At 42.5% G+C, this 26,117-nt stretch carries 19 protein-coding genes and 3 pseudogenes; 14 read left to right on the top strand and 8 right to left on the bottom strand.

Annotation, left to right across the window (positions count from 1 at the left end; all coding sequences use genetic code 11):
• Positions 1 to 73: 73 nt before the first annotated feature.
• The 12 genes and pseudogenes from QUB24_RS11140 (at position 74) to QUB24_RS11085 (ending at position 11,533) form a co-directional block, all read left to right on the top strand.
• Positions 74 to 1,069 carry a group II intron maturase-specific domain-containing protein gene (locus QUB24_RS11140; protein ID WP_333153236.1) on the top strand — a complete coding sequence of 332 codons (996 nt, stop codon included), beginning with the start codon at positions 74 to 76 and terminating at the stop codon, positions 1,067 to 1,069.
• Positions 1,070 to 1,151: 82 nt separating this feature from the next.
• Positions 1,152 to 1,557, top strand: a pseudogene (locus QUB24_RS11135) (HNH endonuclease); the annotation flags it as partial.
• A 9-nt stretch (positions 1,558 to 1,566) separates the two neighbouring features.
• A pseudogene (locus tag QUB24_RS11130) lies at positions 1,567 to 2,210 on the top strand (RNA-guided endonuclease InsQ/TnpB family protein); the annotation flags it as partial.
• Between the two features lie 371 nt (positions 2,211 to 2,581).
• Positions 2,582 to 3,298: a nicotinate (nicotinamide) nucleotide adenylyltransferase gene (nadD, locus tag QUB24_RS11125; protein ID WP_333153233.1), complete on the top strand. Its 717-nt coding sequence runs from the start codon at positions 2,582 to 2,584 to the stop codon at positions 3,296 to 3,298.
• 191 nt (positions 3,299 to 3,489) lie between these two features.
• Positions 3,490 to 4,509: a type I glyceraldehyde-3-phosphate dehydrogenase gene (locus QUB24_RS11120; RefSeq protein WP_333144616.1), complete on the top strand. Its 1,020-nt coding sequence runs from the start codon at positions 3,490 to 3,492 to the stop codon at positions 4,507 to 4,509.
• 669 nt (positions 4,510 to 5,178) lie between these two features.
• Positions 5,179 to 6,138 carry a GDP-mannose 4,6-dehydratase gene (locus QUB24_RS11115; RefSeq protein WP_333153232.1) on the top strand — a complete coding sequence of 320 codons (960 nt, stop codon included), beginning with the start codon at positions 5,179 to 5,181 and terminating at the stop codon, positions 6,136 to 6,138.
• A 90-nt stretch (positions 6,139 to 6,228) separates the two neighbouring features.
• On the top strand, positions 6,229 to 7,005 hold the full coding sequence (gene rfbF / locus QUB24_RS11110) for a glucose-1-phosphate cytidylyltransferase (RefSeq protein WP_333153231.1): 777 nt from the start codon (positions 6,229 to 6,231) through the stop codon (positions 7,003 to 7,005).
• Entirely contained in the window at positions 7,002 to 8,000 is a 999-nt protein-coding gene (locus QUB24_RS11105; RefSeq protein WP_333153230.1) for a GDP-mannose 4,6-dehydratase, read from the top strand. The genes rfbF and QUB24_RS11105 overlap by 4 nt, the downstream gene beginning before the upstream one ends.
• The gene (locus QUB24_RS11100; RefSeq protein ID WP_333153229.1) at positions 7,997 to 9,277 is read left to right on the top strand and encodes a class I SAM-dependent methyltransferase; all 1,281 of its coding nucleotides are present in this window, start codon (positions 7,997 to 7,999) and stop codon (positions 9,275 to 9,277) included. The genes QUB24_RS11105 and QUB24_RS11100 overlap by 4 nt, the downstream gene beginning before the upstream one ends.
• Positions 9,274 to 9,807: a dTDP-4-dehydrorhamnose 3,5-epimerase gene (gene rfbC / locus QUB24_RS11095; protein WP_333153228.1), complete on the top strand. Its 534-nt coding sequence runs from the start codon at positions 9,274 to 9,276 to the stop codon at positions 9,805 to 9,807. The genes QUB24_RS11100 and rfbC overlap by 4 nt, the downstream gene beginning before the upstream one ends.
• Entirely contained in the window at positions 9,804 to 10,730 is a 927-nt protein-coding gene (locus QUB24_RS11090; protein WP_333153227.1) for an NAD(P)-dependent oxidoreductase, read from the top strand. Before rfbC ends, QUB24_RS11090 begins: the two co-directional genes overlap by 4 nt.
• 38 nt (positions 10,731 to 10,768) lie before the next feature.
• Entirely contained in the window at positions 10,769 to 11,533 is a 765-nt protein-coding gene (locus QUB24_RS11085; RefSeq protein ID WP_333153226.1) for a CmcI family methyltransferase, read from the top strand.
• A gap of 5 nt (positions 11,534 to 11,538) precedes the next feature.
• Here the strand turns inward: QUB24_RS11085 and QUB24_RS11080 are convergent, their stop codons facing one another.
• The 4 genes from QUB24_RS11080 to QUB24_RS11065 form a co-directional block, all read right to left on the bottom strand.
• The gene (locus QUB24_RS11080; RefSeq protein ID WP_333153225.1) at positions 11,539 to 13,938 is read right to left on the bottom strand and encodes a tetratricopeptide repeat protein; all 2,400 of its coding nucleotides are present in this window, start codon (positions 13,936 to 13,938) and stop codon (positions 11,539 to 11,541) included.
• Positions 13,939 to 14,072: 134 nt separating this feature from the next.
• Entirely contained in the window at positions 14,073 to 16,928 is a 2,856-nt protein-coding gene (locus QUB24_RS11075; protein WP_333153224.1) for a tetratricopeptide repeat protein, read from the bottom strand.
• Positions 16,929 to 17,094: 166 nt separating this feature from the next.
• Positions 17,095 to 17,871: a DUF1698 domain-containing protein gene (locus QUB24_RS11070; RefSeq protein WP_333153223.1), complete on the bottom strand. Its 777-nt coding sequence runs from the start codon at positions 17,869 to 17,871 to the stop codon at positions 17,095 to 17,097.
• A 279-nt stretch (positions 17,872 to 18,150) separates the two neighbouring features.
• Complete coding sequence (locus QUB24_RS11065) at positions 18,151 to 19,176, bottom strand: class I SAM-dependent methyltransferase (protein ID WP_333153222.1); 1,026 nt, start codon at positions 19,174 to 19,176, stop codon at positions 18,151 to 18,153.
• A gap of 120 nt (positions 19,177 to 19,296) precedes the next feature.
• Between QUB24_RS11065 and QUB24_RS11060 the strand changes: the two genes are divergently transcribed.
• A complete protein-coding gene (locus QUB24_RS11060) occupies positions 19,297 to 19,473 on the top strand; it encodes a hypothetical protein (protein WP_333153221.1) in 177 nt (58 codons plus the stop codon).
• A 799-nt stretch (positions 19,474 to 20,272) separates the two neighbouring features.
• Here QUB24_RS11060 and QUB24_RS11055 read toward each other — a convergent pair.
• Together QUB24_RS11055 and QUB24_RS11050 are read right to left on the bottom strand one after the other, a co-directional pair.
• The gene (locus QUB24_RS11055) at positions 20,273 to 22,309 is read right to left on the bottom strand and encodes a sulfotransferase (protein WP_333153220.1); all 2,037 of its coding nucleotides are present in this window, start codon (positions 22,307 to 22,309) and stop codon (positions 20,273 to 20,275) included.
• Between the two features lie 108 nt (positions 22,310 to 22,417).
• A complete protein-coding gene (locus tag QUB24_RS11050) occupies positions 22,418 to 23,353 on the bottom strand; it encodes a glycosyltransferase family 1 protein (RefSeq protein ID WP_333153219.1) in 936 nt (311 codons plus the stop codon).
• 447 nt (positions 23,354 to 23,800) lie between these two features.
• Here QUB24_RS11050 and QUB24_RS11045 point away from each other — a divergent pair, with 447 nt between their 5' ends.
• Positions 23,801 to 25,390 carry a tetratricopeptide repeat protein gene (locus tag QUB24_RS11045; RefSeq protein ID WP_333153218.1) on the top strand — a complete coding sequence of 530 codons (1,590 nt, stop codon included), beginning with the start codon at positions 23,801 to 23,803 and terminating at the stop codon, positions 25,388 to 25,390.
• Between the two features lie 12 nt (positions 25,391 to 25,402).
• Here the strand turns inward: QUB24_RS11045 and QUB24_RS11040 are convergent, their stop codons facing one another.
• Together QUB24_RS11040 and QUB24_RS11035 are read right to left on the bottom strand one after the other, a co-directional pair.
• Positions 25,403 to 25,807, bottom strand: coding sequence for a glycosyltransferase family A protein (locus QUB24_RS11040; RefSeq protein ID WP_333153217.1), 405 nt, complete (start codon positions 25,805 to 25,807; stop codon positions 25,403 to 25,405).
• A 12-nt stretch (positions 25,808 to 25,819) separates the two neighbouring features.
• Positions 25,820 to 26,117 (bottom strand): annotated as a pseudogene (locus QUB24_RS11035) (hypothetical protein); the annotation flags it as partial.

Genomic DNA, 26,117 nt, shown 5'->3' with positions numbered 1-26,117 from the left:
TCGCTTCTGTGATTTATTGCGTAAGCGTTGCTTGCCGTAGGCGTCGCATCCCTCTTTAAAAACTGTCCGGAGTATTGATGAAAGCGAAACCGGAACACCGCAAGGGGGAATCATCAGCCCCTTATTGGCGAATATCGCACTGCATGGAATGGAGAAGGCACTAGGGGTCATCTACGAGAAAAGCGGAGGGTCACGAGGAAAACGGATTGTAGTCAGATACGCCGATGACTTTGTTCTTCTCTGCGAAACCCAAGAAGACGCCAATAAAGCTAAGGACGAAATAATCCACTGGTTATTAGAGAGGGGTCTGAGCTTCTCTGAAGAAAAGACCAGAATCGTTCATATGACAGAAGGGTTTGACTTCTTGGGATGGAACTTCAAACATTACAAAGTGTCTGACAGAAAATCAGGGTACAAACTACTAATCAAACCAAGTGCCAAATCCATCAAAAACATCCGCGACAAACTCCGACAAATCTGGCTCTCTAACCGGGGCAAGGAAATTGGGGCAGTGATTACAGAGCTGACTCCCGTTGTCAGAGGATGGGCAAATTACCACCGAAAGATGGTAGCCAGCGAGGTCTTTCACGAACTCGACAAATGGATGTTCGACCGTGCTAAGAAATACGCCAAACAGAGACACCCAAACAAAAGTGACAAATGGAGAAACCAACGCTATTTCGGACGATTCAATCATGATAGGGAAGATAATTGGGTATTTGGAGACCACCAAACAGGGGCGCATGTCCCAAAATTCTCTTGGTTCCACATCGAACGACACACCCTGATACCTGGTGATTATTCCCCAGATAATCCTGACCCTGACGTACAAGGATGGTTCAGCAAAAACAGGGCAAAACAAGCCAAGGACTATAATAAGTCGTGGCAAAAAATAGCCAAGAGACAAAACCATGTGTGTCCGAGGTGTGGTAACTCGCTATTCAACGGCGAGAACATACATAAACACCACTCGACCCCCAAAGCAATCGGAGGAAAGGACACATACTCCAATTATCAACTTGTCCATCTAATGTGTCACCAGCAAATCCATCATGAGAAGACACTGTGATTTGCTTGAGCCGTGTGCAGGGAAACTTGCAAGCACGGTTCTTAGGGGGGAAGGGGACAGCAATGTCCCTGCCCTACCCGACTACTGGAGTACAAGAATGGGTAATAACCCAGAAATGCCAAATAAGGTAGCTAAACTCCTGAAAAAGCAAAAAGGGAAATGTACCCACTGTGGATTGTTTTTCCGTGAAGACGATGTGATGGAAATTGACCACAGAATCCCTAAATCGCAAGGTGGAAAGGATTCTTACGATAATTGGCAACTCCTTCACAGACATTGCCACGACACAAAGACAGCTATTGATGGCAGTCTCGGCAACCAATCTGGCTGCAATAGTGCCAAGCCTAAGCCCATCAGAAGACTTGAAAAAGTCTATGATAAATGGGTAATGAGGTATGCGTAACAAGCACCAAAGCATTGAGGAGCCGTGTGAGGTGAAAGTCTCATGCACGGTTTTGAAGACCAGCGGGACTGGTGACAGTCTCGCTGAGTTTAATGAGTTCTATATTGACTCCGATGGTCACGCCGAACCTAGCCCCAAGTTTTATCGAACGAGTGAAAAACGGTTGAAATTTAGACAGCGCCATGTTTCTCGCAAAAAGAAAGGCTCTGCCAACCGCAAGAAAGCCATTAATCGACTAGGGCGAGCACACCTCAAAATAAGCAGGCAATCGTGTTGCAACACGCTAAGAGACTAGCGCGTTGCGTTACCCAATCTAACGATTTGGTCGCCTAGGTCGATTTGAGGATTAAAAACCTAGTTAAAAATCACTGTCTCGCTAAGTCGATTAATGATGCTGGTTGGTATCAGTTCAGGAAGTGGTTAGAGTATTTTGGAGTGAAGTTTGGGAGGGTGACAGTCGCTGTCAACCCAGCCTATACATCTCAAGAATGCTCTAGCTGCGGTGCAATAGTTAAAAAATCTCTGTCTGTAAGAACCCATGCTTGTGAATGTGGACTTGTTATGGACAGAGATTGGAATGCCGCTGTTAATATCCTGAAATTAGCATTAAGTACGGTAGGGCATACCGGAACTTGGGTCAAAGACTCGAACGCTTTGGGAGATTCGACCTCTACTTTGGCTGGAGCAATCCTGTCTGAGCAAGTTGGATCTGCGAACAAAGAATCCCCACGCCTTTAGGCCCGGGAGTGTCAACACTGCGATAAGTATATCTACCGTCAAAACTTTTTAGACCGCCAACAAACGAATGCTCAGGCGGTCGATCGCAAAACGAGAAACAAGTTGGGATTAATATTGGCAAGGTTAATCAACCAGTCCCGAACCCACTCCGACGCTCAGAACCGGGTTTTTTAAGTCTTATTGAAGGTTTGGACGAATTAAGGGGGTTGAAAAAACCTGTTTCAGCGTCCAGGACGAGCGTCGAAACTAGGGTCGTCCAGGGGTTTGTCGCCGATGTAAAGCGAGGGTTTTCTCATAAACGAGCTTATGGTTAAAAGCGTATAAACATAAAATTGGCGCGATGTCTGTATTAATCCTGATTTTGGGGAAATATGGGGAAAATAGCGATTTTGGGGGGGACTTTTGACCCGGTTCACTGGGGTCATGTGTTGGTAGCCGAGACGGCTGCAAGTCAATTTGCTCTCGATCGAGTCATTTGGGTACCGGATCGCTCTCCTCCTCACAAGTGGCGCCCGGATTTGGCAAGTTTTGAGCAGCGGCGGGAAATGCTGGCTTTGGCGATCGCCGATCGCCCAGACTTCGTAATTTCGCCCCTGTCGGCAAATCCCTCCGACAGTTCTTTTGCGATCGACACCCTGCTGTATTTGCAAAAATTGTATCCAGGCGATCATCGCTGGTACTGGATTATTGGTAGTGACGCACTCCTTAGTCTTCCCAAATGGCACCGGTGCGCCGAAATTGCCGGGTTGTGCGACTGGTTGGTGGCCCCACGTCCGACTCACGGAGATCGAGTGACAGCAGAAAGCGGGGAGATGGGGGGACTGTCCGAGTGGGGAGATTGTCCCGGTGGAAAACCCCTCGATTCCGGGGGGGACAGGATGCAGGTTCAGGCGAATGCTGTGGGCAGACGAGTTGCCGAACAAATGGCTCTTTTGGACGTGGAAATTCGCTGGGAAGTGCTGTCCCTGCGTGCGATCGAGATTTCGTCGAGCCACATCCGCCGCTGCTGCGCCGAAAGGATCGACCTCCGCTACTTAGTCCCGGAAGTTGTCGGGACTTATATTGCAGCCCATCAGCTTTACCAGTAACCAGCGGCAGAAAGCCTAATGCCTTCTGCCTTGCAATTTCAGCCTTCTAGAAAAGTTCAAGCTTTTTTGATCGACACAAAAAGTTAGAAAGGATCGACCTTTGCGATATGATCTTGTCTCATAACTCAATTCTTAAATTTTTCCAAAATTTAAGCCTAAGCTAAGGGCTGCCATCGTTAGGAGGTACTAAAGTGATTCGAGTCGCGATCAATGGTTTTGGACGTATCGGGCGCAGTTTTGCGCGCTGCTGGCTGGGCAGAGAAAACAGCCAGCTAGAGTTGGTAGCTATTAATGACACTTCCGATCCCAGAAGTAATGCTCACTTGCTCAGATACGATTCCATGATGGGAACGTTGAAGAATGTGGACATCAGTGCGGATGAAAATTCCATTACCCTAAATGGGAAGACAGTTAAATGCGTGAGCGATCGCAACCCGCTAAACTTGCCTTGGAAAGATTGGGGTATTGATCTGATTATTGAAGCGACCGGCGTCTTCGTTGACCAAGCTGGTGCATCGAAGCATATCACTGCCGGCGCTAAAAAAGTGCTAATTACCGCTCCCGGCAAGGGTTCTGAAGTTGGCACTTATGTGATGGGAGTCAACCACCACAACTACAAGCACAGTGACTACACAGTCATCAGCAATGCTAGCTGTACTACTAACTGTCTAGCTCCTGTACTGAAAGTGCTGCACGAAAATTTTGGCATCGTCAAAGGCATGATGACCACTACCCACAGCTATACTGGCGACCAGCGCTTGCTGGATGCCAGCCACCGCGACTTGCGGCGGGCCCGGGCTGCTGCAATGAATATTGTGCCGACTTCTACCGGAGCAGCCCAAGCTGTGGCTTTGGTGATTCCCGAATTGAAGGGCAAGTTAAATGGTATTGCCATGCGCGTGCCGACTCCCAATGTGTCCGTAGTGGATTTTGTGGCTCAGGTAGAGAAAAAGACTTTTACCGAGCAAGTAAATCAAGTCTTCAAAGAAGCTGCCTCTGGCTCCATGAAAGGGATTTTGGAGTACAACGATTTGCCTCTTGTTTCTTGCGATTATCGCGGAAGTGATGCTTCTTCGATTCTCGATTCCAGCTTGACGCTGGTGATGGATGGCGACATGGTAAAGGTTTTGGCTTGGTACGACAATGAGTGGGGCTACAGTCAGCGGGTGGTTGACTTGGCTGAATTGGTCGCCGAACGTTGGGAAGCCTAGTACCCGAAGGCAGAAGGCATTAGTCATTCGGCAGAAGGTAAAAAATGCTGATATTTTTTACTTTTGAGTCGATTTCTAGCTAACTGGTTATTTCTGTTTTCGAGCGGTAGAGACTTTTGGCAGCCGATAGTTGGCGAGTACAAAATGAAATATCGTAGGGAGACTGCAGTGGGCAATGGTGTCAACTTAAGCTTTTTGTCCACCAGTCCTCCCGCCCACCCGTTAGTCCGCCAGGGAATGAATTCCACGGGGCTTATAGCTAAAGTCCTCGCTATGAGGACTCATGAGTTTTTTAGTCCTCATAGCGAGGGCTTTAGCTTTGAGGCTCTTGTTTCAACCCCTGTCGGACTATCGGTGGTACGTTAAGTTGACACCTATGGGCAGTGCGGTGTCCCTACCCGATATCTGTGGGAGACGGCAGTGCGGTGTCCCTAGGATATCCTTATGCTGCTACTCCCAGCTATCGAACTTTTTGCAATCATACTTCGATCAGGCTTTCGAGTCTGCTTGATGATAAATTTGTTGTTTGTTTGTAGTAACCGCTTAAACTTGCTGTGGTAAGTTTTCGGAAAATCCCAAAGATTAAAAAAATAAAAATTCCGACTATAAAAGTTAAACAACTGGAAAAATTGCAACAGCTACGGTGTAGTTTTCAAAGCAAAATGTGATATGAAAAAAGCGTTAATTAGCGGTATATCAGGTCAGGACGGAGCTTATCTAGCTAAACTTTTGCTCGCTCGAGGTTATGAAGTTTGCGGCACATCCAGGGACGCCCAAATGTCTAGTTTCGGAAACCTAGCCCGTTTGGGCATCCGAGACAGAGTAAAACTAGAATCCATGTCTCTCAACGATTTTCGCAGCGTTTTGCAAGTGCTTGCCAAAATAGAGCCAGATGAGGTGTACAATCTAGCAGGTCAAAGTTCCGTCGGTCTGTCTTTTGAACAGCCCGTAGAAACCCTCGAAAGCATTGCCACAGGCACATTGAATCTCTTAGAAGCAATTCGGTTTACAGGTGACCAAATCAAACTTTACAATGCCAGTTCTAGCGAATGTTTTGGGGATACCGGAGGCAATCCAGCGGATGAAAATACGCCTTTTCGCCCCAGAAGTCCTTACGCGGTGGCGAAAGCAACGGCATTTTGGGAAGTAGCGAATTATCGGGAAGCATACAATTTGTTTGCGTGTTCTGGTATTCTGTTCAATCACGAGTCGCCGCTGCGGCCGGAGAGGTTTGTTACCCAAAAAATTGTATCTGTTGTGTGCCGAATTGCTGCGGGTAGTTCCGAAAAACTGCATTTGGGAAATATTTCAGTGCAGCGGGACTGGGGTTGGGCGCCGGAATATGTGGAGGCGATGTATTTGATGTTGCAGCAGGAAGAACCGGACGATTATGTAATTGCCACGGGTGTAAGCTATCCTTTAGAGGAGTTTGTGCAGACAGCGTTTGTTTCTGCGGGTTTGGATTGGCAGGAACATTTAGTAACCGATGCGAGTCTCTACAGACCGACGGAGATTGCTGTAGGGAGGGGAAATCCGGGTAAGGCGAAGCAAAAGTTGGGATGGGAGGCGAAGTATAAAATGCCAGATGTGGTGCGGATGATGGTAGAAGCGAGGATGGGTAAGGTTTGAAGAGTGTTTCAGAAAAGATAGCTCTTTGTTTGGAATAAATACCTGTTCTGAATTATCAGCGGTTGTGTACCATTTTCAAGATGTAAAAAAATGCAAGTAGTTATACTAGCCGGCGGTTTGGGGACACGTCTCCGAGAAGAAACAGAATTTCGTCCCAAGCCCCTAGTAGATGTGGGGGGGCATCCGATTCTCTGGCACATTATGAAGACCTATGCCCATTACGGTTTCCGGGACTTTATTGTGTGTTTGGGCTATCGCGGCAACATGATTAAGGAGTATTTCCTGAATTATGAAGCTATGAATAATGATTTTACTATTTGCCTGGGCCGGCAAAATCAGATTGCCTATCACGAGGAACACCGCGAGCAAGATTTTAAGGTGACGCTGGCTGAAACGGGCCCGGACACTATGACTGGGGGGCGGGTAAAACGTGTGGAGAAATACATTACTGATGATACCTTTATGGTGACATACGGTGATGGAGTTGCTGATATCGATATTGGAGCTTTGGTGGATTTTCATAAGGCTCATGGTAAGCTGGCAACTGTTAGTACCGTGCGTCCAATATCCCGATATGGTATTTTAGATGTAGACAGCCAAGGCAAAGTTCTGGAATTTACGGAAAAACCTCAAATAGATGGCTGGGCTAGTGCGGGATTTTTGGTACTTCACCGCAGCATATTTGAGGCTTTGAGTGGGGATGATTGTTTTTTGGAGCGAGAGCCACTAGAGCGGTTAGCGGCCCAGGGACAATTGATGGCGTACCGCCACGAAGGTTTCTTCTTTGCGATGGATACTTACCGCGAGTATAAATATTTGAATGAACTTTGGGATAATGGAGAGGCTCCTTGGAGGGTGTGGGAATGAGTGAGTTTTGGCGCGATAGATCGGTATTGGTGACAGGTTGCACTGGCCTTTTGGGTAACTGGTTAGTGGCTGAGTTGCTGGAAAGAGGGGCTTTGGTAACGGGATTAGTCCGTGACTTGGTTCCCCAATCCCGACTGTATGCTGGAGAGTGGTATCGGCAAATTAATATCGTGCGCGGTTGTGTCGAAGATTTGCCAACGGTAGAACGAGCAATCAATGAGTATGAAGTCGATACGGTGTTTCACTTAGCAGCTCAGACAATTGTGGGAGTTGCAAATAGAGAGCCTGTTGCAACTTTTGAAACGAATATTAAAGGTACTTGGAATATTCTAGAAGCTTGTCGCCGCGTCGGTGGTGTGACTCGAATTGTCATAGCATCCAGCGATAAAGCCTATGGAGACCAGCTAGTGTTGCCTTATAGCGAAACAACTTCGCTGCAAGGAGAACACCCTTATGATGTTTCTAAAAGCTGTGCTGATTTAATCAGTCGGGCTTATTACGTCAGTTATGGTTTGCCCGTGTGCATTACTCGCTGCGGCAACTTTTACGGCGGCGGAGACTTGAATTTTAATCGGATAGTTCCATCTACAATTCGATCGGCATTACGAGAAAAGCCGGTAGTCATCCGCAGTGATGGCACTTTTATCCGGGACTATTTTTATGTGAAGGATGGAGTTTTAGCTTATCTCCATTTGGCGGAGCAGATGGATAGGAAAGAAATTTTGGGAGAAGCATTTAATTTCAGCAACGAGTTGCAAATTTCTGTGCGGGGAATGGTAGATAATGTTTTGAAATTGATGGGTAAGAGTCATTTAGAGCCAGTCGTATTGAATCGGGCCAAGAATGAAATCAAACATCAGTACCTCTCGGCAGATAAGGCGCGAAAAATGCTCGCTTGGGAATCTAAGTATCCTCTAGAAGAAGGGTTGAAAGAAACAATCGAGTGGTATGAACAATTTTTGATGGATGAAAATCCCTGTGTCATCAGCGTGTGATTGACCGTACTCAAAACTCAAAACTTTTAAAGGGGGCTAATTCTGTGCCATCTAAATGTCGTTTTTGCAGTCACCCATTGGAGTATACTTTTGTAAATCTGGGGATGTCGCCGCTCGCGAATGCTTTTCTATCTCAAGAACATCTCAATTGTGCAGAGAAATTTTATCCTCTTCATACTTATGTCTGTGGCAATTGTTTTTTAGTGCAGTTAGAAGAGTTTGAATCCCCGGATAGCATCTTTAGCGATTATGCTTATTTTTCTTCCTATTCAGACTCTTGGCTGCGGCACGCCAAGAATTACACTGATTTGATGGTGGAGCGCTTTGGATTTGACGCAAACAGTCAGGTAATTGAACTCGCTAGCAATGATGGCTATTTACTCCAGTATTTTCAGCACAAAGGAATTCCCGTATTGGGGATTGAACCGGCTGCAAATGTAGCTAAGGTGGCTGAGGAAAAAGGGATTCCAACTTTAGTCAATTTTTTTGGCGTGGAAACGGCTAAAGAGTTGGTTTCAAAAGGCAAGCAGGCTGATTTGTTGTTGGGAAATAATGTGTTGGCTCATGTGCCTGACTTGAATGATTTTGTGGCGGGGATGAAAATTATCCTGAAATCAAACGGCGTCTTGACAATGGAGTTTCCTCATGTATTGCAACTAATTAAAAACAATCTGTTTGACACGATTTACCACGAGCATTTCTCTTATTTTTCCCTGTTGACGGTTGAGAAAGTTTTTGCAACTCACGGTTTAACTTTGTTTGATGTGGAGGAATTACCGACGCACGGGGGTTCTCTGCGGATTTACGGGAGGCATGAGGATTTTGAGAGTATAGCAGTTGGCGATCGCATTTCCCAACTGAAATCTAAGGAAGTGCAAGCAGGGCTAAATCAGATTGAAATTTATGTAGGATTTGGCGAACAGGTTAAGTCTACGAAGCGCCAAATGCTCAGTTTCCTAATTGATGCCAAAAATCAGGGCAAATCAATTGCGGGTTACGGGGCACCGGCGAAGGCTAATACGCTGCTGAACTATTGCGGTATCCGCACGGATTTGATTGATTATACGGTGGATTTAAGCCCGCACAAGCAGGGTTTGTTTTTACCGGGGACTCAGATTCCGATATATCATCCAGATAAAATTCGGGAGACTAAACCGGATTATTTGGCGATATTGCCTTGGAACATTAAGGATGAGATAGTAAGTCAGATGGATTACATCCGCGAGTGGGGAGGCAAGTTTGTGGTGCTGATTCCGCAAGTGGAGGTGATAGGGTGAAGTTCACTGAAACTAAGCTGAAGGGAGCTTATGTTATTGAGGTAGAACCCCTAGCAGATGAGAGGGGATTTTTTGCCCGCAGTTGGTGTCAAAAGGAGTTTGCAGAACATGGTTTGAATCCTAACCTAGTGCAGTGCAATATTTCTTTTAACTTGAAAAAAGGTACTTTGCGGGGGATGCACTACCAAGCTGAACCTCACGGGGAAGCAAAGTTGGTTAGATGTATTAAAGGTGGGATTTATGATGTAATTATCGATTTGCGTCCCGATTCTCCTACTTTTAAAGAGTGGTTTGCAGTAGAGCTAAACTCGGAGAATCGCAAAATGATATATATTCCTGAAGGTATGGCTCACGGCTGTCAAACTTTGGCAGACAATACTGAGGTTTTTTACCAGATGTCGGAGTTTTATTACTCGGAATTAGCCAGGGGAGTGCGCTGGGATGACCAGAATTTTAGTATTGATTGGCCGGAGATATCTGTGCGCGTAATTTCAGAAAAAGATCGAAATTTCCCGGATTTTGTGCTATGAAAAAAGTCCTGGTTACGGGTGCGGGGGGTTTTGTTGGCAGACATTCGCTTCCTACGCTGGTGGAACGGGGGTTCGAGGTTCATGCTGTCGCTTCTAAGACTTTGCCGGCTTTAAGTTCTGACTGTACGTGGCATCTGGCCAATTTGTTAGATCATACATCCATTAAAGAGCTAGTTTGTAAAGTAAAGCCAACACATTTGTTGCACTTTGCCTGGTGTTATACTGTACCCGGTCAATATTGGAAATCTGAAGATAACTTTTTGTGGGTGCAGGCAAGTTTGGAATTATTGAGGCAATTTCGAGAGCAAGGTGGCGAGAGATTAGTGATGGGCGGAACCTGCGCCGAGTATGATTGGAAGTATGGTTATTGCTCGGAATTTATAACGCCGAGAAATCCAGATACTCCCTACGGTATTTGTAAAAAAGCTTTGCAGGAGATTGTGAATTCCTATTCCGAGACGACAAACCTCAGCAGTGCTTGGGGACGTATTTTCTTTCCCTACGGTGCTTACGAGTACCCAAATCGGCTGGTTTCTTCAGTCATTCTTTCTCTGTTAAAGGGAGAGCCTGCTCGCTGCTCTCACGGTAATCAAATCCGGGATTTTCTGTATGTACAGGATGTGGCTGATGCTTTTGTGGCTCTTTTGGAGAGTGAGGTGACGGGTGCTGTTAATATTGGATCGGGACGGCCGATCGCCATTAAAGATGTTGTTTATAAAATAGCTGATCTAATCGGGCGATCGGATTTAGTGCAGTTAGGTGCTATCCCGTCGGCTGCAAAAGAAGCGCCTTTGTTAGTGGCTGATGTGACCCGTTTATCTAATGAGGTGGGTTGGCTATCAAAGTTTAATTTGGAAATCGGATTAAGGCAAGCTATAATCTGGTGGGAAAAGCAGCTTTTGTCCTCAAAAACTGGTGTCTAAGATTCGTTACCTAAATACAATTATAACTAGGACAAACCATGAAATTAACGCTAGATACAGATGCCCAAAAATTGATTCAAGAAATAAACGGTGAGTGTCAAACTATCCCGCTCTATTCTAAGGAAGCTTTTGAACTCATTTCTCACTACTGGGTGAAATTAGGCTGGAATCAAAAATATACCTACAATTTCAGTTGGCTGGGACGGCCAATCATTCAACTCCCTGAAGACATGATGCGGATTCAGGAAGTTATCTATCAGGTTAAACCAGATGTAATTATTGAAACCGGGGTGGCTCACGGAGGCTCCCTGATTTATTACGCTAGCCTGTTTAAAGCAATGGGCAAGGGTAGGGTTGTAGGAATTGATATTGAAATTCGCCCCCACAACCGGAAGGCGATAGAGGAACACGAACTGTCATCGTTCATTACTTTAGTGGAAGGTAGTTCTACAGATACCAGTATTGTAGATCAGGTGAAAAAACTGGTAAATCCAGGGGAGACTGTCTTGGTGAGTCTTGACTCGTGTCACACAAAACAGCACGTTGCTGACGAGTTAGAGGCTTATTGCAGTTTGGTGACACCAGGCTCCTATATAATTGCCACGGATGGGATTATGAAGGATTTGGATGATGTGCCGCGCGGGAATCCTGAGTGGAAGTGGGATCATCCTACTGCGGCGGCTGCTGAGTTTGCAGAAAAGCATCCTGAGTTTATGTTGGAGCAACCTAAATGGCCGTTTAGCGAGAGCGATTTGACAGAGAATGTGACTCACTGGCCAGGGGCTTGGTTAAAGCGAAAATAACAAAATTAGACTCGTTTTGGCAAGTTTTCTAAGATTTGCATGAGCTCGTTGTAAATCACTTGCCAATCACAATCATAATTGCGAGTCATGGCATCAGGGTTATTCTCATCCTCAGTGATATATTCTTTAGATATCAACACTGGCGGTACAGCATTTTCTCGATAAACAGGTGAAAATGAGTCTTCAACCGCATCATAGTAAGCCTTATTTCCATGACCTACCCCAGGCTTGCTTGCTATCCAGGTTACAAAAGTCATTCCTGTTCCAAATGGTACTGCATACAGGTCGATTGCTTCAGCCCAGACAATGGTTTCATAAATGGGATGACCAATGGTGCTGTAAGTTTTAATTTCAGGCGGAAGGAGATTGAGGATAGGTTGTAAACAATCTTTCTCTAATGCCTCGATATGGGTCTCATTAGAGGCATTCTCTCTATCTCTTTCAGGTACAGACCAACCATCAAATACAACAGCTAAGTGAGGAAAGTTTGTATGCAAACTTTTAATAATGTTGGCTGTACCTTCTATTTGAGAAAACCAAGTTCTTTTATAGTTCCTAAGTGTAATCCACAATAAAGGAAAGTGATTCTTAGCCAGTTCTAGTTTTGTTAAAAAATATTGAGAACATTTTTTAACAGAAACTTGATAGATATTCTTGGCTAGTTCTTCTTCTATAAAAGTGTCTATGAGTCGCACGGCGAATAAGTTATGTTCTAGGATTTTTTTGAAAAAAATCTCATTCAAGCTATCTACATTCAAGCTATCTACGCGAATAATTTTATCGCACGGGATATTTGGAAAAATATCGTCGATCATAATATATTCATGGCAACCAATCAAGAATTTATCAATATTATTGAGGGTTCCATTATTATACAAATAGTAAATTCCTGATAATTCATTCCAGACATAATGTCCTACATTATAAGATATACCTAAAACAGCACCAACAACTTTTTTTTGTTGACAGATATAGGCTTGAAATTTTTGCCAATTACTCACAACATAACTTTTGAATAAATTAATTACACCTGTAAAATTTGCCATAGGAAAGTTGTCCAAAACAATCATCAGTTCTTGGTTAGGGAAATAAATACACTGCTTACTTCCCATCCAATCACCATACATTAAATAAAATACTTCTTTGCCCACAAAACGATATAATATAAATGGTCCCACATAAAATGATTGATTTGAACGCAGAATCTTGCCAGTGAAAGGGCAGACTGAATATACAAAACCTGTTTCTACTATACTTTGCTGTAAATTAATAGCTTTTTCCCACTGAAAATACCGAGACATTTTTGGATGTCTTTTTACTTTTCTGGAAAGCTGAAATCCTTCGCTTTCGTCAAAACTATTGATGTAAATTTCCTCCAAAGTAATATTGTTTTGCTTAATTAAGCCTAAATTCTCTACAGATAAACCTAGATTTTGCAAAAGCGATCGCTCTGAATCACTTAAACTCCAAAGATTAACAAATGTATATTGACTGCTATTGACAAAATATTCATAGGCTGAATTTTGACTTATTTCAGATGGGTAATACAGATTTACTGTATCAAGCGGTCTTAACTGATTTAAGCCATTCCATATTAAAGTGTATATTTTGGGTTCGTCATTTAATAGAATACGGGGAATATTTTGGAAACAAGCTATGGCCTCATTCATTCGATTGGCTTCTCCCAAACTAATAGCTAGCTGATGATAAATACTGATTGCTTCCTCAGGCTTTCCTTGTTTTGTCAAAGCTTCTACTAAACTCTTGTAGAAGGGGTGATGACAGGGGTATAATTCAATGGCACGACGATAACAATTGACAGCTTCTTCTAAACCAACGGTCATGTAGGAACTTTTCAACAACGTCTGAAATTCTGCTAAATCCTGCCGCCAAATTCTTAGCCCCAGTTCCCGACTGTGACCCGGAGTTTGTAACCACTGAATACAAGCTTGTTTTTCAGGTTCAGAAAGAGAACGTCTCAGATAAACTCTATACCATTCGACTGTATAAGCAGCATCATCGAGATGGGCGGTAGCTTGCAAAAAGGCTTGGTCATTGAGGAAACATACGAACGGTAATTCTGGGTCAAATAGTTGGTAGTCTTTATGGGTAACTTCGGCCAAGTTATATTCGGAAAAAAAGGTTTCTGGGTTCTCCATTACCCGCTGATAGATAGCTTCCCCTAGCTGATGGTGACATTCATAGGCTTCAGGATTCAGTTCTAGGGCACGACTGTATGTGGCGATCGCCTCATTCCAATTTTTTTGTTGTGATAGGAGTTTTCCTAACTGCTGGTAAAGTTTTTCAGTCAATCCGCGATAGACAGCGATCGCTTCCTCTAGTTTGCCTTCTTGTTGCAGTTGGTTTGCCTTGTTGACTTCTGTTACAGTAATTTCTGAGTTCATCTTACTTTCGTTTTTGGGGGCTAACAATTTTTAGGAGTTATGTTTTCCGACACAGACTCTAAATTTCTCTGAGTAGTTATTGTTTACGATCTTAAGAAAAATTGATATTTGTTACCTTTACTTCCCACGAATAATTAAAATCTGTTCGGGTTCAACGAATTGATAATTTTTAGAGTTTCATTGTAAACAATTCTCCAATCGAAATCATAATTTTGACAGGCTACTGATAAAATATAAGGTGAAGCTTGTTGATCGACGATACACTCAACAGGCACAAAGACCGGGGGTACGACATTTTCGCGACTATAAGTTACTTGTTCTCTCAGAGGTTCTCTATTTATTGAACTGTTTGCGTGCATCACACCGGGTTTATTAGCAATCCAGGAAACGGCGGTACTTCCTGATGAAAGTGGTATGACATATAAATCAATAGCATAAGCCCAGACAACTTTCTCATAGCTCATGCTACCAATTGTACTGTAAGTCTGAATATCAGGTGGTAAAATTTGTAAAATTTCTTGCTCCGTGGCTTTATCCTTAGCAATCATTAACTCTCCACGCTCATCCTCTCTTTCTATCCGAGACCAACCATCAAAGACAACTCCTAGACCAGGAAAATCCACCGCGAGACTTTTGATAATATTAACGATTCCTTCTACTTGAGAAACCCAAGATTTGTCATGGCTGCGAAGACCAAACCACAGCAAAGGAAAGTGTTTATTTTTTGCCCCCTCTACTTCAGCTAAGAATTGTGGAGAACACCTTTTTAATGAACCCTCGTAGACCCTAGTTGCCAGTGTTTCTCTAACAAAAACATTGTCAACTCTAACGGCTAAATAATTATTTTCAATAATAGCCTTAAACATACTTTTTTTATCCGAAATTCTGATTATCTTGTCAGCAATTTCGGGGAAAGCATCAGCGACATTAAAATACTCATTTGGTTCGATTAAAATTTTGTCCAGTTTATGCAAAAGACCATTATCTGACAAAAATTGAAGTCCAGTTACTTCATTCCAAAAATAGTGTCCTATGTTCGTCAGTAAGCCTAAAATTGCCACTACGCCTTTTTTCTGGGGTTTTGAGATATATTTGAGGCTGTGTTGCCAACAACTAACCATATAGCCTTTTAATCGGTTAATAATTGCTTGTTCAGAACCTTGGAGAAATGGATTGAGGTGAATAATTAGCTCTAAGCGGGGAAAATAAATAAACATCTTTGGTCCCCAAAAGTGTCCAACGATTAAATAATAAATTTCAGTTCCAACAAACCGATAATTCATCATGGGTAGCCATGCTACATCGTAAAAAGATTGTTCTGACCTAATAACCTGACCACTCACCGGACAAACTGAATAAATATAGCCTGTTTCTACGATAGTTTGCTGATATAAATTAGGTTGATTTAAATGGGATTGATATATAAATTGATAATTAGTTTGCTTGGGTAATTGTTGAGAAAGCCTAGTATTTGTATCATCAGAAAAATAATTAATATATATTTCTTCTAAAGTGAGATAATCTTTAGCAATTAACTGCAAATTTGCTAGTAAAAATCCCTCTTTTTCTAGGAGAGCTTTGTTCTCTTCGGTTAAACTCGAAAGGTTCATAATAGTATATTGACTGGTTTGAGTGAAGTATTGTTCAATAGCTTCGGGTTTAAGGTCAGTGGGATAATAGGAATCTGAGGCTTCTAGGGGAGCTAATTGATTTAATCCTCGCCAAAGCATCTCGTACATCTTTCCTTCGTTAAGGGGTGGATGGGTGGCTTGTTTAAAACAGGCTACTGCTTCTGCCATCTCACCCGCTTCGGCTAACTTAAGACTTAATTGATGGTAAAGAACCAGGGCTTCCTCATGTTTTCCCTGTTCTGTAAACACTTCTGCTAAGCGATAGTATGAAGAATGATGATTGGGAGACAATTCAAGGGCACGATGATAAAATTTTACAGCCTCTTCTAAACCAACTATCGTGAAGGAACGCTTTAGTAAATTCTGAAATTCTGCTAAGGTTTCTCGCCAAACTTTTAACCCCAATTCCCGACTATGACCCGGAGTTTGTAGCCAATTAATGCAACCTTGTTTTTCCGCTTCCGAAAGAAACCGTCTTAGATAAACTCTGTACCATTCCACTGTATAAGTAGCATCATCCAGGTGGGCGGTAGCTTGCAAAAAGGCTTGGTCATTGAGGAAACAGACGAACGGTAATTCTGGGTCAAATAGTTGGTAGTCTTTATGAGGATTCTTAGCCAGATTGTATTGAGAAAAAAAGGTTTCTGGGTTTTCCATTACCCGCTGATAGATAGCTTCTCCTAGCTGATGGTGACATTCATAGGCTTCAGGATTCAGTTCTAGGGCACGACGATATGTGGCGATCGCCTCATCTAGTCTTCCCTGCTCTACCAAAGTATTTCCTAACTGCAACCAGACTTCCCAGTTATCGGGTAGAATTTGCAAAAGATTGTGATAAGCTTCTACGTTGTCTGGATTGAGTTCTATAATGTGGCGGTAGGAGGCGATCGCTTCTGCTAAAGTGGACTGATTTCGCTGTTGCAGTGCATTGGCCAAGGCAGAATGAATCCAATCAGCATCAGGGTTCAACTCACTTGCACGGCGGTAAGCAGCGATCGCCTCATCTAGTTGACCCAATTTTGCTAAACTATTACCTAGTCCCACGTAAGTCCCAAAATGATCTGGGTTGAGTTCAAGCGCCCGGCGGAAGGCTGTAGCCGATTCTTCCCACTGTTGCTGTTGTGCTAGCGCATCCCCTAAGTGGTGGTAACTCCAACAAAAATCAGGTTTGAGTTCTATTGAATGACGGTAGGCGGTGACGGCTTCATCCCATCGATTCAGTTTCGCGAGGGTTTCTCCCATGTGGTGGTGTGTCCAGGGATCGTCGCTATTTAGCTCAAGTTTCCGATGGTAAGCAGCGATCGCTTCTTCTAGATTACCTTCCTCTTGCAATTGCCGATCCTTGTGGAATTCGCTCATAGCCGTATCATCCTTATATCTGTGATTACTTTTTATATACAAATATCAAATTATCAGTTGAAACTGAGTGGGGGTCGAGGGAGGGCGGGTTTCTTATCTTTTGACCTAGCCAAGATATCTTTAGTAAAACCCGCCTCTACTAAAAATTAGCATCCATTGGGAATTATCAAGACCGCATCGCTACTAAGGCAAAGCATGGCCCGTTAGCATGGTCGATCTGCTCAAAATTGACTTGAATGTCAGTTAAGCCAAAATACTTCAAACATGATAAAATATCCTCGCGACTCAGCCAGTGGCTAAAGGCGCTGCTACCTCCGCAGAAGCCTGCATACTCTAACGCCACTTGATATTCTTGGCGGTATGCTGTGTAATTAAATCCGTCATACTCAGTTGCTATTTGCGCCGTAAACTTGGGACTGAGGTGAGGTTGGTTGTGGATAATATCGCCGTCGTAATAGTGAGTCCAAATAAATACTTGGTCTGAGGCTTTAGCAATCAAAGAAATTAGCTCAACGGGGTTAGCCATGTGGTAAAGAATACCGCTAGCCAAGCAAACATCAAATTTCCTCTGGCTTGTCCGCAGGTGTTCTACACAGTCGCCGTACAGGAAATGTGCTTTTTGCAGTCCCATCACTTCTTTAACGATCAGGCATTTTAGGTAGGCGCGGCTGTTTGCCTCAACTGCTGTAATTGAAGCAGCTCCAAGTTTTTCCAGCATATAAGTGTGTCCGGCTTCGAGTGGCCCGAGTTCAACAATATCCTTGCCTTGAACTCCCTTTAATTGGTCAACAGCCCAGGTGATGCGGTTATCTTCAAACAGTGGAACAGTTCCAGCTACTAATGACGCATTCCCGGGAAATCTAGATGCCCACTCACCTTGGAAAATATTCAGTGCGTTCTGGCTACTCGGTGCTGACTTTATATAAGAATCGAGAACTTCCATACAGTTGCGTTTTGCTAGAGGTTAAGTGAATTTACAATTAGTTTGGGGACATTGCGATCGCCCCTTCTAGTTTACTCGCTCGCGGGTGTTATCGGAGCGCTTGAGTTCGATCGTCTTCGTTTACCTATTTTTGAAGTGATATTTATTGAACAGTCCTCAGATAGAGATTCATCAATGAACCAGCTCTAATTCTCATTTTGTTCTCTTGCCAGTTACATACCTCAAAGCATTCAAATTTTTATCTTAAATGATCGACATTTTTCATCCACAAAACCTTTTCTATTCAGCTACTGAAAACCAATTAATTGCTTGCTGCAACTCTTTTTCATCAATCGTTTTGGAAAAAGAGTTGAGCAGGTATCGTTCTTTATGTCGCTCTGTAGTAAAGGTACGTTTAGGAGATATAGTCTGTCCTTTATAGTCGTGACGAACTTCGATTATAACTCCAAATTCTTTCACAACACCTTTATAATACTTGATAGCAAATTCAAGTAGAACTTTGTTCTTGTACAGTTCTGTTAAAACTTCTGGATCTACAACGTATACGAATTCCTTGAGAAGCCATCTAGCCCCAAGACCTTTTTCCCAAAACTCGGAGAACCATACGCACAGGTGCATATAGTGATCTTCATTATAGTATTGCGTATGTCCGAAAATAAATCCTGCGTTGTGCCACATGAAGGGTGTCCAAAACTCTAAATGCGCTCCCTCAGTACAAACCCGGTTAATTTCTTGGAATATAGGTATGGGTGCAGGTGGAGTCAGATGTTCCAAGAAATGAGCAGAGTAGACATAATCTACGCTCCGGTTGGGAAATGGCAACTTCTCATTCTGCAAATCTATTACATAGTCAACTCCTGGTTGGTTGATGATATCTAACCCCAAAGTTCCTGGTTGTTTGTTGGACCCACAGCCTAGATCGAGCTTAAAATATTGCTTGGACACCTCATTTTCTGCGGTAACAATAGTTCTATGAGGAGCCTCTCTTGTTTCAGCTATGGCTACGCTTTTAGTCAATATTTTTCCTTGAATTTTAGCCTCAAAGATGACTCGACCTTTGTCGGTATAATCCAGGTTCACAACAAAACCACAGTTATCACTGTAGTATTGGGGAAACGCTGCGGCCACATCAGGGCGGGGATACCATGTAGTAATTGGTACGCAAGTATTTCCCACGCACACTGATACTTCATCTAGCATTCCTTCTTGCTTGCTCACAATCCATCCTTGGATTCTGAGTCCGCAGTCATCAGAACACGAATGGTCGATCGCCAAGATTAAATTATCGTCTTGCTCGATTGTCATAGCGTCTATCCGTAACTATTTTTTTATCGTTAGTTTAGTAATGGGTCATCCTCAGTGAGAGTGAGGTCAACATTATAGCGGTTCTTGGGTAGAGGAGGTACACAGTTCAACTTCAAAAGCTTGACAACACAGGGTTTCGGCGTAGTCCATCTTTATGAGAAAGGCTATAGTTATGCCCTGAGTCAATGGCACGGGGATGCGATCGACGTTTCTAGTTTACCCGATCGCGCGTGTTGGTCGATCGATTCAGTGCGATCGTCTTCGTGTGTTGATTTTTGGGGTAATATCTATTGTTAAGCTCGCTCGCTTAGGGCTTGGGGGCGATCGCCCATCTATAATAACTGGTGCGTGCGGGAACATCCTCAGAGGGCTGAAGTCTGATATCCTTGGCAAGGCAACGGCTTGAGTTGATTTTGAATTCATTGGGGGCGATCGGGCAAAACTTATTCTATTTAGTAGAATGAGGTGCCAAAGCCCGATCGCGACTGGCGTACAGTATCTTTTATTTTTTTTAAATATTATTAACTCAAGCACAGATGATTTTATAAAATACAAAAAAGTGGTTTGATTATGGAACCACAATATACTACACCTAATGATTAGTATAAACCTAATCGCCGGGAGTTAAAAAAAATATCGGGCGATTGGATAGCTTATACTAACAAAGGGGCGATTAGTCACGATCGCGATTATCGAAAGAGGAAGGATACGATCGATCCGAGTTGAGCAGGTTTAGATGATGTAATTGAACGGATATTTGAAAGCGAGTTTGTCGAGCCAGTCAGAGTTTGTCCACTCAGAATGAGAATATGAAAATCTTACAATTGACAACCTAAATACCAGTTGTTATTGAAATTTCAGCATACTGTAGCAGTGAAAATTCTGGTTTATTCAGGTGCAGAACTTAGTTTGATTGGCTCTCCTGGATTTGTGGTAGAAACGGTAGTGTCAGCGTCTCCCTCACGCAGGCTTTCCTGTCCGTACCACGGGAAGTTTTATTTTTATGAGCAATCACCTAAAACTCAGGAGAACCCTTCACTCACGGCTAGAGGTTCATTATCCAATTGCTTTGGATCAATGTTTATGCGGTTTCTAGTCAATGTTTTATCATAGGCAATTGCGTCATTTTTTTCACCATAACTTGGCGCATTAACTGTTGCCATTCCAGGGAATTAGTTAAACTTTCCGAATCTAGTTCCAACCCTTGGGCAACGGAAAATTTAGAAAAACTCTCTAACCAATTCATAATTGTTTCGCTTGCTGAGGTTTTAGTTAATTTTAAAGCGTTTTGAAGGTGCTGCTTCATCACAGGCAGTTGACCATTGCAGTAAGCATTCCAGGCATCCCAAACTAACAGATTGTAATCGATTTCGCTTTGCTTTTGGGGAGATTCAGCTACGATTTGCTCTAATTTGTGCCGTTGTGTGATTTGCTCAATATAGGTTTTAGCTTGAGCTAATTCCCCTTGTAGTTCGTGGAGTTGAGATTGCGATTGTTTGAATTCTGTTTGCCATTGATGAATTTGTGCTTCTTTTTGTTTAATATCTCCTTCTAGCTCTATTTTTAGTTGTATAAATTTGTGATTTACCAGTTGAAAATTCTGTTGCTCTTGTTTAAGTTTAGTTGCGGTTTGTTCTAACTCTTCTAAAGTTTGATGCCGTTGAAGGTTGATTCGTTCTTCTCGTTTTTCTGCTTGCTGTAACTGATCCATCAACTGACTTAAAGCTACCTCGGCTTCATAAAGTTTAGATTGCGATGCCTCCCAAGCTTGGCGGTGCAGTTCATAGTATTCTAATTCTTCTTGAGTTTGATGTAGTTGAATATGTAAACGCTCTTCACTTTTTTCCGTTTTCTGTAACCGCTTCATCAATTGACTTAAAGCTACCTCGGCTTCATAAAGTTTAGATTGCGATTCTTCCCAAGCTTGGCGGTGCAGTTCATAGTATTCTAATTCTTCTTGAGTTTGATGTAACTGCGATTGATAACGCATCACATCAAATTGAGCTTGACCAAGTTGAGTTTTTGTCTGTTCTAATTCCTTGCGACTGTGATTCAGTTGAGCATGGGATTGTTGTAAAACGGACTCTGTTTGTTGTAACTGAGTTTGAGATTTCTCTAAAACGCTTTCTGTTTCATGTAACTGAAATTGAGATTGTTCTAGGAGATTTTCTGCTGTTTTCAGTTGGGCTTTTGTCTGTTCTAATTCAGTTTGACGAGACTGAGATTTTTGCAATTCCGGTTCTTGTGCGTGCAATTGAGTTTTCAAGGATTTATTATCCTGTTCTAATCGACGCAAATTCGCCCAATCTTGAAAAGCCCAAGTTCGATAGAGAGACGGTTTTAATAATTCTTGCCAAGAAAAATCCGGCGTTTGTTCAGGATGCCATGCTCTGCCTTCTAGTTCCTGATAAAGTTCAATGGCTTCAGGAAAGTAATAATCAATTACAGTTGGTTGCTGACTATTGGATGAAACCTCTGTTCTCAACATCGATGGATCGTAAGCTGTAGGAGAAGGATGACTTAAATTAACGTTGAACTTGTGATTAATCGTATCAATATAGGCGGCTTGGTACTGAATAATCGTTTTAACATTCGCAAGCAGACAACGATTTTGTTCCTGGTTATAAAAATTGAGAATTTTTTGGTTGTAATGCTGCCAATATTTAATGGCTAATTCTGGTTGACTTTGAAAAAGTTCGTCCTGTCGCCGATAGAGAGAGTCAGCCACTTCCCAAGGAGAACGATAAATTAATAAAAACCTGGCTTCTGGTAAGAGTTTTGCCCAAAAGTCTAAAAAGAGAGTGGTTCGAGGTTCTTTCCATCCCCAAACTGAACTTAAAGCATTATTTTCTATAATTTGTTTAGCTCGATCAATAAATTCTTCCTTAATTTCTAAATTGTCCTGTAATGTCCAGCCCGCACTACTGAGTCCTTGTGAGTCAAGAATATTCATGTGAAATTCATAGAAGTCAATATTTTCCCAATGACCTTTAATATTGACCTGATCTGCACCTAACAAATTTCGACCAATGTGAATACCGGCACTCTGCAAAATAGATGCGGTTAAGGAGGTTCCTGAACGGTGCATTCCGGTGATAATGAAAACGCTTTGTTCGGTGTTGGATTTTTGCATGATTTTAGAAGGGTTTTCTTCAGGTAAAGGTTTATGGAGTTCTATTTTTAGATGACAGTTTTTAGATGACAGTAAATCAAAACTCTAAATAATTTAGGTAAGACAATCTTACCAAATTTGCCGAATATTATAGAGAATTTCTAAAAAAGCCTGACGCTCTTTGAGAAGATTATGCTCATTGGCGGTTTGTTTCGCTTGGGTTAAAATTTCCCGAATTTTACTTCGAGGATATTGTAATGCTTGTTGGATTGCATTCAATAAACTTTCTACCCGATACTCTGGACGGATACAATTATACCATGAAAGGCAAAAGGATTGATTGCCAATACAGTCTGGACAGATCACCAGTGTTCCTAGCGCCATCCCTTCTAAAGCCGGAAGATAAAACCCCTCTCCTTCTTGTTGATTAGGAAGAAATACCGTCATCTTGGCCCAATTTAGCTTTTGTAAATATTCTGCTCTGGAAAGTTGTGCTGTGAGAAGTTCCACTTTTTTTCCGGTTTTTTCTAATTCTTTTTTTAAGTGTTGTCCTAAAATAGGTTCTTTCAACGCGCAAATTAAAATATCACAATCTTTTTGTTCCCAATCTAAAGGTTGGGGGAGTTTGCTAAGATCCAAGCCACAGGGAATAACGAATAGTTCTCCGTTGACTTGATGAGTTTCTTCTAAATAAGTTTTGATTTCGGGACTGACACAAATCCGAATTGCTCTATATTTGAGAAAGGAATAACGAGGATTATCAGGATAGGCGTGTCGGACGTGCTGAATTAAATTAATAATCGGAATCTGTGAATTATTTTTATAGTGTTCATCAAGGAAATGCCAATCCAATCCCTCCATAAAAATTAGATCGGGATTTACTAAGGGTTCAGATAAGAGGGAAGTTTTATCTAAATTTAACCAAGGATTGTTTTGCTCCCAACTGCTTTGAGGTGTGAAATAAATAAAGGGAGCATAACTCTGGGAAAATTTGACATGATTAAAATAGTCCCAAACCTTTAAGTGCCCACCTGTAAAACCGCCATAATCTCGGTAAAATAACATCGACTGACGAGAGGGTTCCGCTAAGGGGGATGAGGGTGGTAGAGTTGTTAGCGATTCCCAAGATGCCATCTCGGTTTGAATTTGCTGTAGCCACGACTGCGATCGCTCTAGTTTGTTTTTAATTTCTGGCAATTCTGAAGGGAATGGCATATATATAAAGTTATTAACAACCGGTAGAGAAGGGTAAAAAAGGGACGGAAACAATCAGGTAGTGACAGGCATATCCATCTCTAAAGGTTGAGTGACTGTTTGCAAATTCCCTCAATTGTCCATAACCAATATAATGTTATTGTGTCTGCTGGCATCCTTCTTGCTGGTAAGATTTAACTGCTGTTCAAGGCAGATGGAATCAGATAACTGCTCAAAGAAGTTGTGAGAAGTTGTTGACACGCTCAATGCTAGCAGACATGATATAATTGAATCCTAGAAATAATCGAGAGTTGTGATATGAGTATTAGCCATTTTGAGACAGCAAATCAACAGTTACGGACAAGTCAGTTGGAAAAGGCAATTCTCAGCTATGAGCAGGGGATACAAGAAAACCCATCATCCCCTTGGCTTTATTATAACTTGGGGGAAGCTCTCAGTCAACAGGGAAGTTTTGAGGGCGCGATATCAGCTTATCAGAAAGCTGTTGAACTCAACGCTAATTCCCCTTGGTTCTATGACCGCTTAGGTACTGTGGAACTGCAAGCCGGACACTTGAGCCAAGCGATCAGTTGCTTTCAACAAGCCATTGCCTTAGAGCCGAACTTTTATGAATTTTACACTAATTTGGGGATGGCTCTCACCCAGCAAGGCAATATTGTAGAAGCGATTTCTTCGTTTCACAAGGCGTTAGAGCTTAAACCCAAGGATGCCGAAACCTATTATAATCTAGGACTGGCTCTCGCGCAACAGAACCAAGGGCAAGAGGCGATCGCAGCTTACCATCAAGCCTTAGAGATTAATCCTTATTGGTCAGAATGTTATTTATCATTAGCAAAAGTTCAAGAACAGTGCGGTCAAAGTGATGAAGCACTCAAACATTATCGTCGTGCTTGTCAACTCAATCCTAATTTAATAGAAGCTTACGAAAAATCACGAAAATTCTTAGAAGAGCAGGAACAATGGGAGGAAATTATTAGTCTCTCGCGTCGGTATTGTCAGGTGAATCCTAACTCTGCAACTGCTTACTATAATTTGGGAACGGCCTTAATGCACCAGCAGGAATGGAAAGAATCTGTAACAGCATTAGGTCGAGCTTGTGAACTTAATCCTAATTTAGCAGAGGCTTATGACCCGTTAGGAAAATCTTTAGCGGCACAAAATGAATGGGAAGAAGCGGTTAGGGTTTATCGTCGAGCCGTGGAACTGCATCCTAATTCTAGTCAGGTTCAATGGGGTTTAGCTCAAGCACTGGTGCAAACTCATAACTTGGAAGAAGCGATTACTGCTTATCATCAAGCCTGTGCTTTGAACCCAAGTTCGGCTGAGTTATATGATGAATTGGGCCAGGCGTTAGCACAATTTTATCAATGGGAAGAAGCGATCGCTGCCTATCGCCAAGCCTTAGAATTAAATCCAGCCAATCCGCGTTCCATTGAAAATCGCTTAGAACAAATTTTAGGCAAACAACGCCAATTTGAAGAGGCTATCGCCTCCTACCGTCGCAGTCAAGATTTTAATCCTGATTCCTTTGAGTCCTATCAAAACTTAGGACAAGCCCTCCGACAACAAGGTGCAATTGAAAATGCTATTGTTGCTTTACGTCGCGCTTATATTCTCAACCCAGGTTCTGCCGTTGCTTATCACGTTTTAGGTCATACTTTTGCTATGCTTCAAAAGTGGGATGAAGCGATTAGTTGTTATCGCCGCGCTTGTGAAATTTTTCCAGATTCTCCCGATATTAATTTACATTGGGGAGAAGCATTAGAACAGAAAGGAAATTATCAAGAGGCAATAGCTTATTTCCAAAAAGCAATTAACCTCAAACCGGAGTTTGATTTGGCTTATGAAGGGATGGGTCGTGTGATTTCAAAAAAAAAAGGGAGTTAATTTAGCTCCTCTCTAGCGTCTTCCTATGATTAAAAATTGCTCGTACTGGGTGATAACTTGTTGAACTGTTGGCAGGAAGTCACTGGTTAAGATAATATCCGAGTTAACATAGGTTAATATCGGGTATTTCGCTTGTTGGGAAGCTTGGAAAAAAATATCATTTAACAGGGGAGTTCCCTGAGTATTGAGTTGGATATTGGGAAGGTGGCGTAAACCAAACTCTCTGGCAATTTCTCTTGTTCCCTCATCGTTTCCCAATAAGATAATTTCCGGTTGGGGTTGCAAGTGTAACCAACTTTGAATTGCATTCCGTTGAATAATACCAATCTGACCTCGAAAGGGTTTAGGGACTGCAAAAATTGTTAGGTTTAGTGTGGGTTGAAGATTAGGAAGAATTGATAAAGGGCTAGCTGTCATAATCTCTCCTCACTAATCTTCTAGGGTTTCTGCTAGAACTTTGGCCAAGAGTTTGACTATCGCTGCATTATCTGATTTAGATTTTGTGCTAACGGTGGGTTCAGGTTGGGGTTGAACTTGAGTTAATTGGGTTTTAGTTTGTTCCAGTTCGGTTTGCAGTTTGGCGATTTCTTCTTTCTGTTGATGGAACTTAGCAACATATTGTTCTAACTCAACTTGTACTTCATCCAGTTGGAATTGGGTTAGTTCCAATTCTTCTCTAACTTCATGGAGTTCAGAACGAGATTGATCAGATTCTTTTTGGGTTTGT

It is taken from the genome of Microcoleus sp. B9-D4, assembly GCF_036705105.1.
In the GTDB taxonomy this organism is placed as follows: domain Bacteria; phylum Cyanobacteriota; class Cyanobacteriia; order Cyanobacteriales; family Microcoleaceae; genus Microcoleus.
This window is presented reverse-complemented; position numbering and strand designations above follow the sequence as displayed.

What these genes read in the sequence shown, in the direction of transcription:
- nadD (WP_333153233.1), top strand. Translation starts at nt 2,582, where the DNA reads ATGGGGAAAATAGCGATTTTGGGGGGGACTTTTGACCCGGTTCACTGG.
- QUB24_RS11115 (WP_333153232.1), top strand. Translation starts at nt 5,179, where the DNA reads ATGAAAAAAGCGTTAATTAGCGGTATATCAGGTCAGGACGGAGCTTAT.
- rfbF (WP_333153231.1), top strand. Translation starts at nt 6,229, where the DNA reads ATGCAAGTAGTTATACTAGCCGGCGGTTTGGGGACACGTCTCCGAGAA.
- QUB24_RS11105 (WP_333153230.1), top strand. Translation starts at nt 7,002, where the DNA reads ATGAGTGAGTTTTGGCGCGATAGATCGGTATTGGTGACAGGTTGCACT.
- QUB24_RS11090 (WP_333153227.1), top strand. Translation starts at nt 9,804, where the DNA reads ATGAAAAAAGTCCTGGTTACGGGTGCGGGGGGTTTTGTTGGCAGACAT.
- QUB24_RS11085 (WP_333153226.1), top strand. Translation starts at nt 10,769, where the DNA reads ATGAAATTAACGCTAGATACAGATGCCCAAAAATTGATTCAAGAAATA.
- QUB24_RS11080 (WP_333153225.1), bottom strand. Translation starts at nt 13,938, where the DNA reads ATGAACTCAGAAATTACTGTAACAGAAGTCAACAAGGCAAACCAACTG.
- QUB24_RS11075 (WP_333153224.1), bottom strand. Translation starts at nt 16,928, where the DNA reads ATGAGCGAATTCCACAAGGATCGGCAATTGCAAGAGGAAGGTAATCTA.
- QUB24_RS11070 (WP_333153223.1), bottom strand. Translation starts at nt 17,871, where the DNA reads ATGGAAGTTCTCGATTCTTATATAAAGTCAGCACCGAGTAGCCAGAAC.
- QUB24_RS11065 (WP_333153222.1), bottom strand. Translation starts at nt 19,176, where the DNA reads ATGACAATCGAGCAAGACGATAATTTAATCTTGGCGATCGACCATTCG.
- QUB24_RS11055 (WP_333153220.1), bottom strand. Translation starts at nt 22,309, where the DNA reads ATGCAAAAATCCAACACCGAACAAAGCGTTTTCATTATCACCGGAATG.
- QUB24_RS11050 (WP_333153219.1), bottom strand. Translation starts at nt 23,353, where the DNA reads ATGTTATTTTACCGAGATTATGGCGGTTTTACAGGTGGGCACTTAAAG.
- QUB24_RS11045 (WP_333153218.1), top strand. Translation starts at nt 23,801, where the DNA reads ATGAGTATTAGCCATTTTGAGACAGCAAATCAACAGTTACGGACAAGT.
- QUB24_RS11040 (WP_333153217.1), bottom strand. Translation starts at nt 25,807, where the DNA reads ATGACAGCTAGCCCTTTATCAATTCTTCCTAATCTTCAACCCACACTA.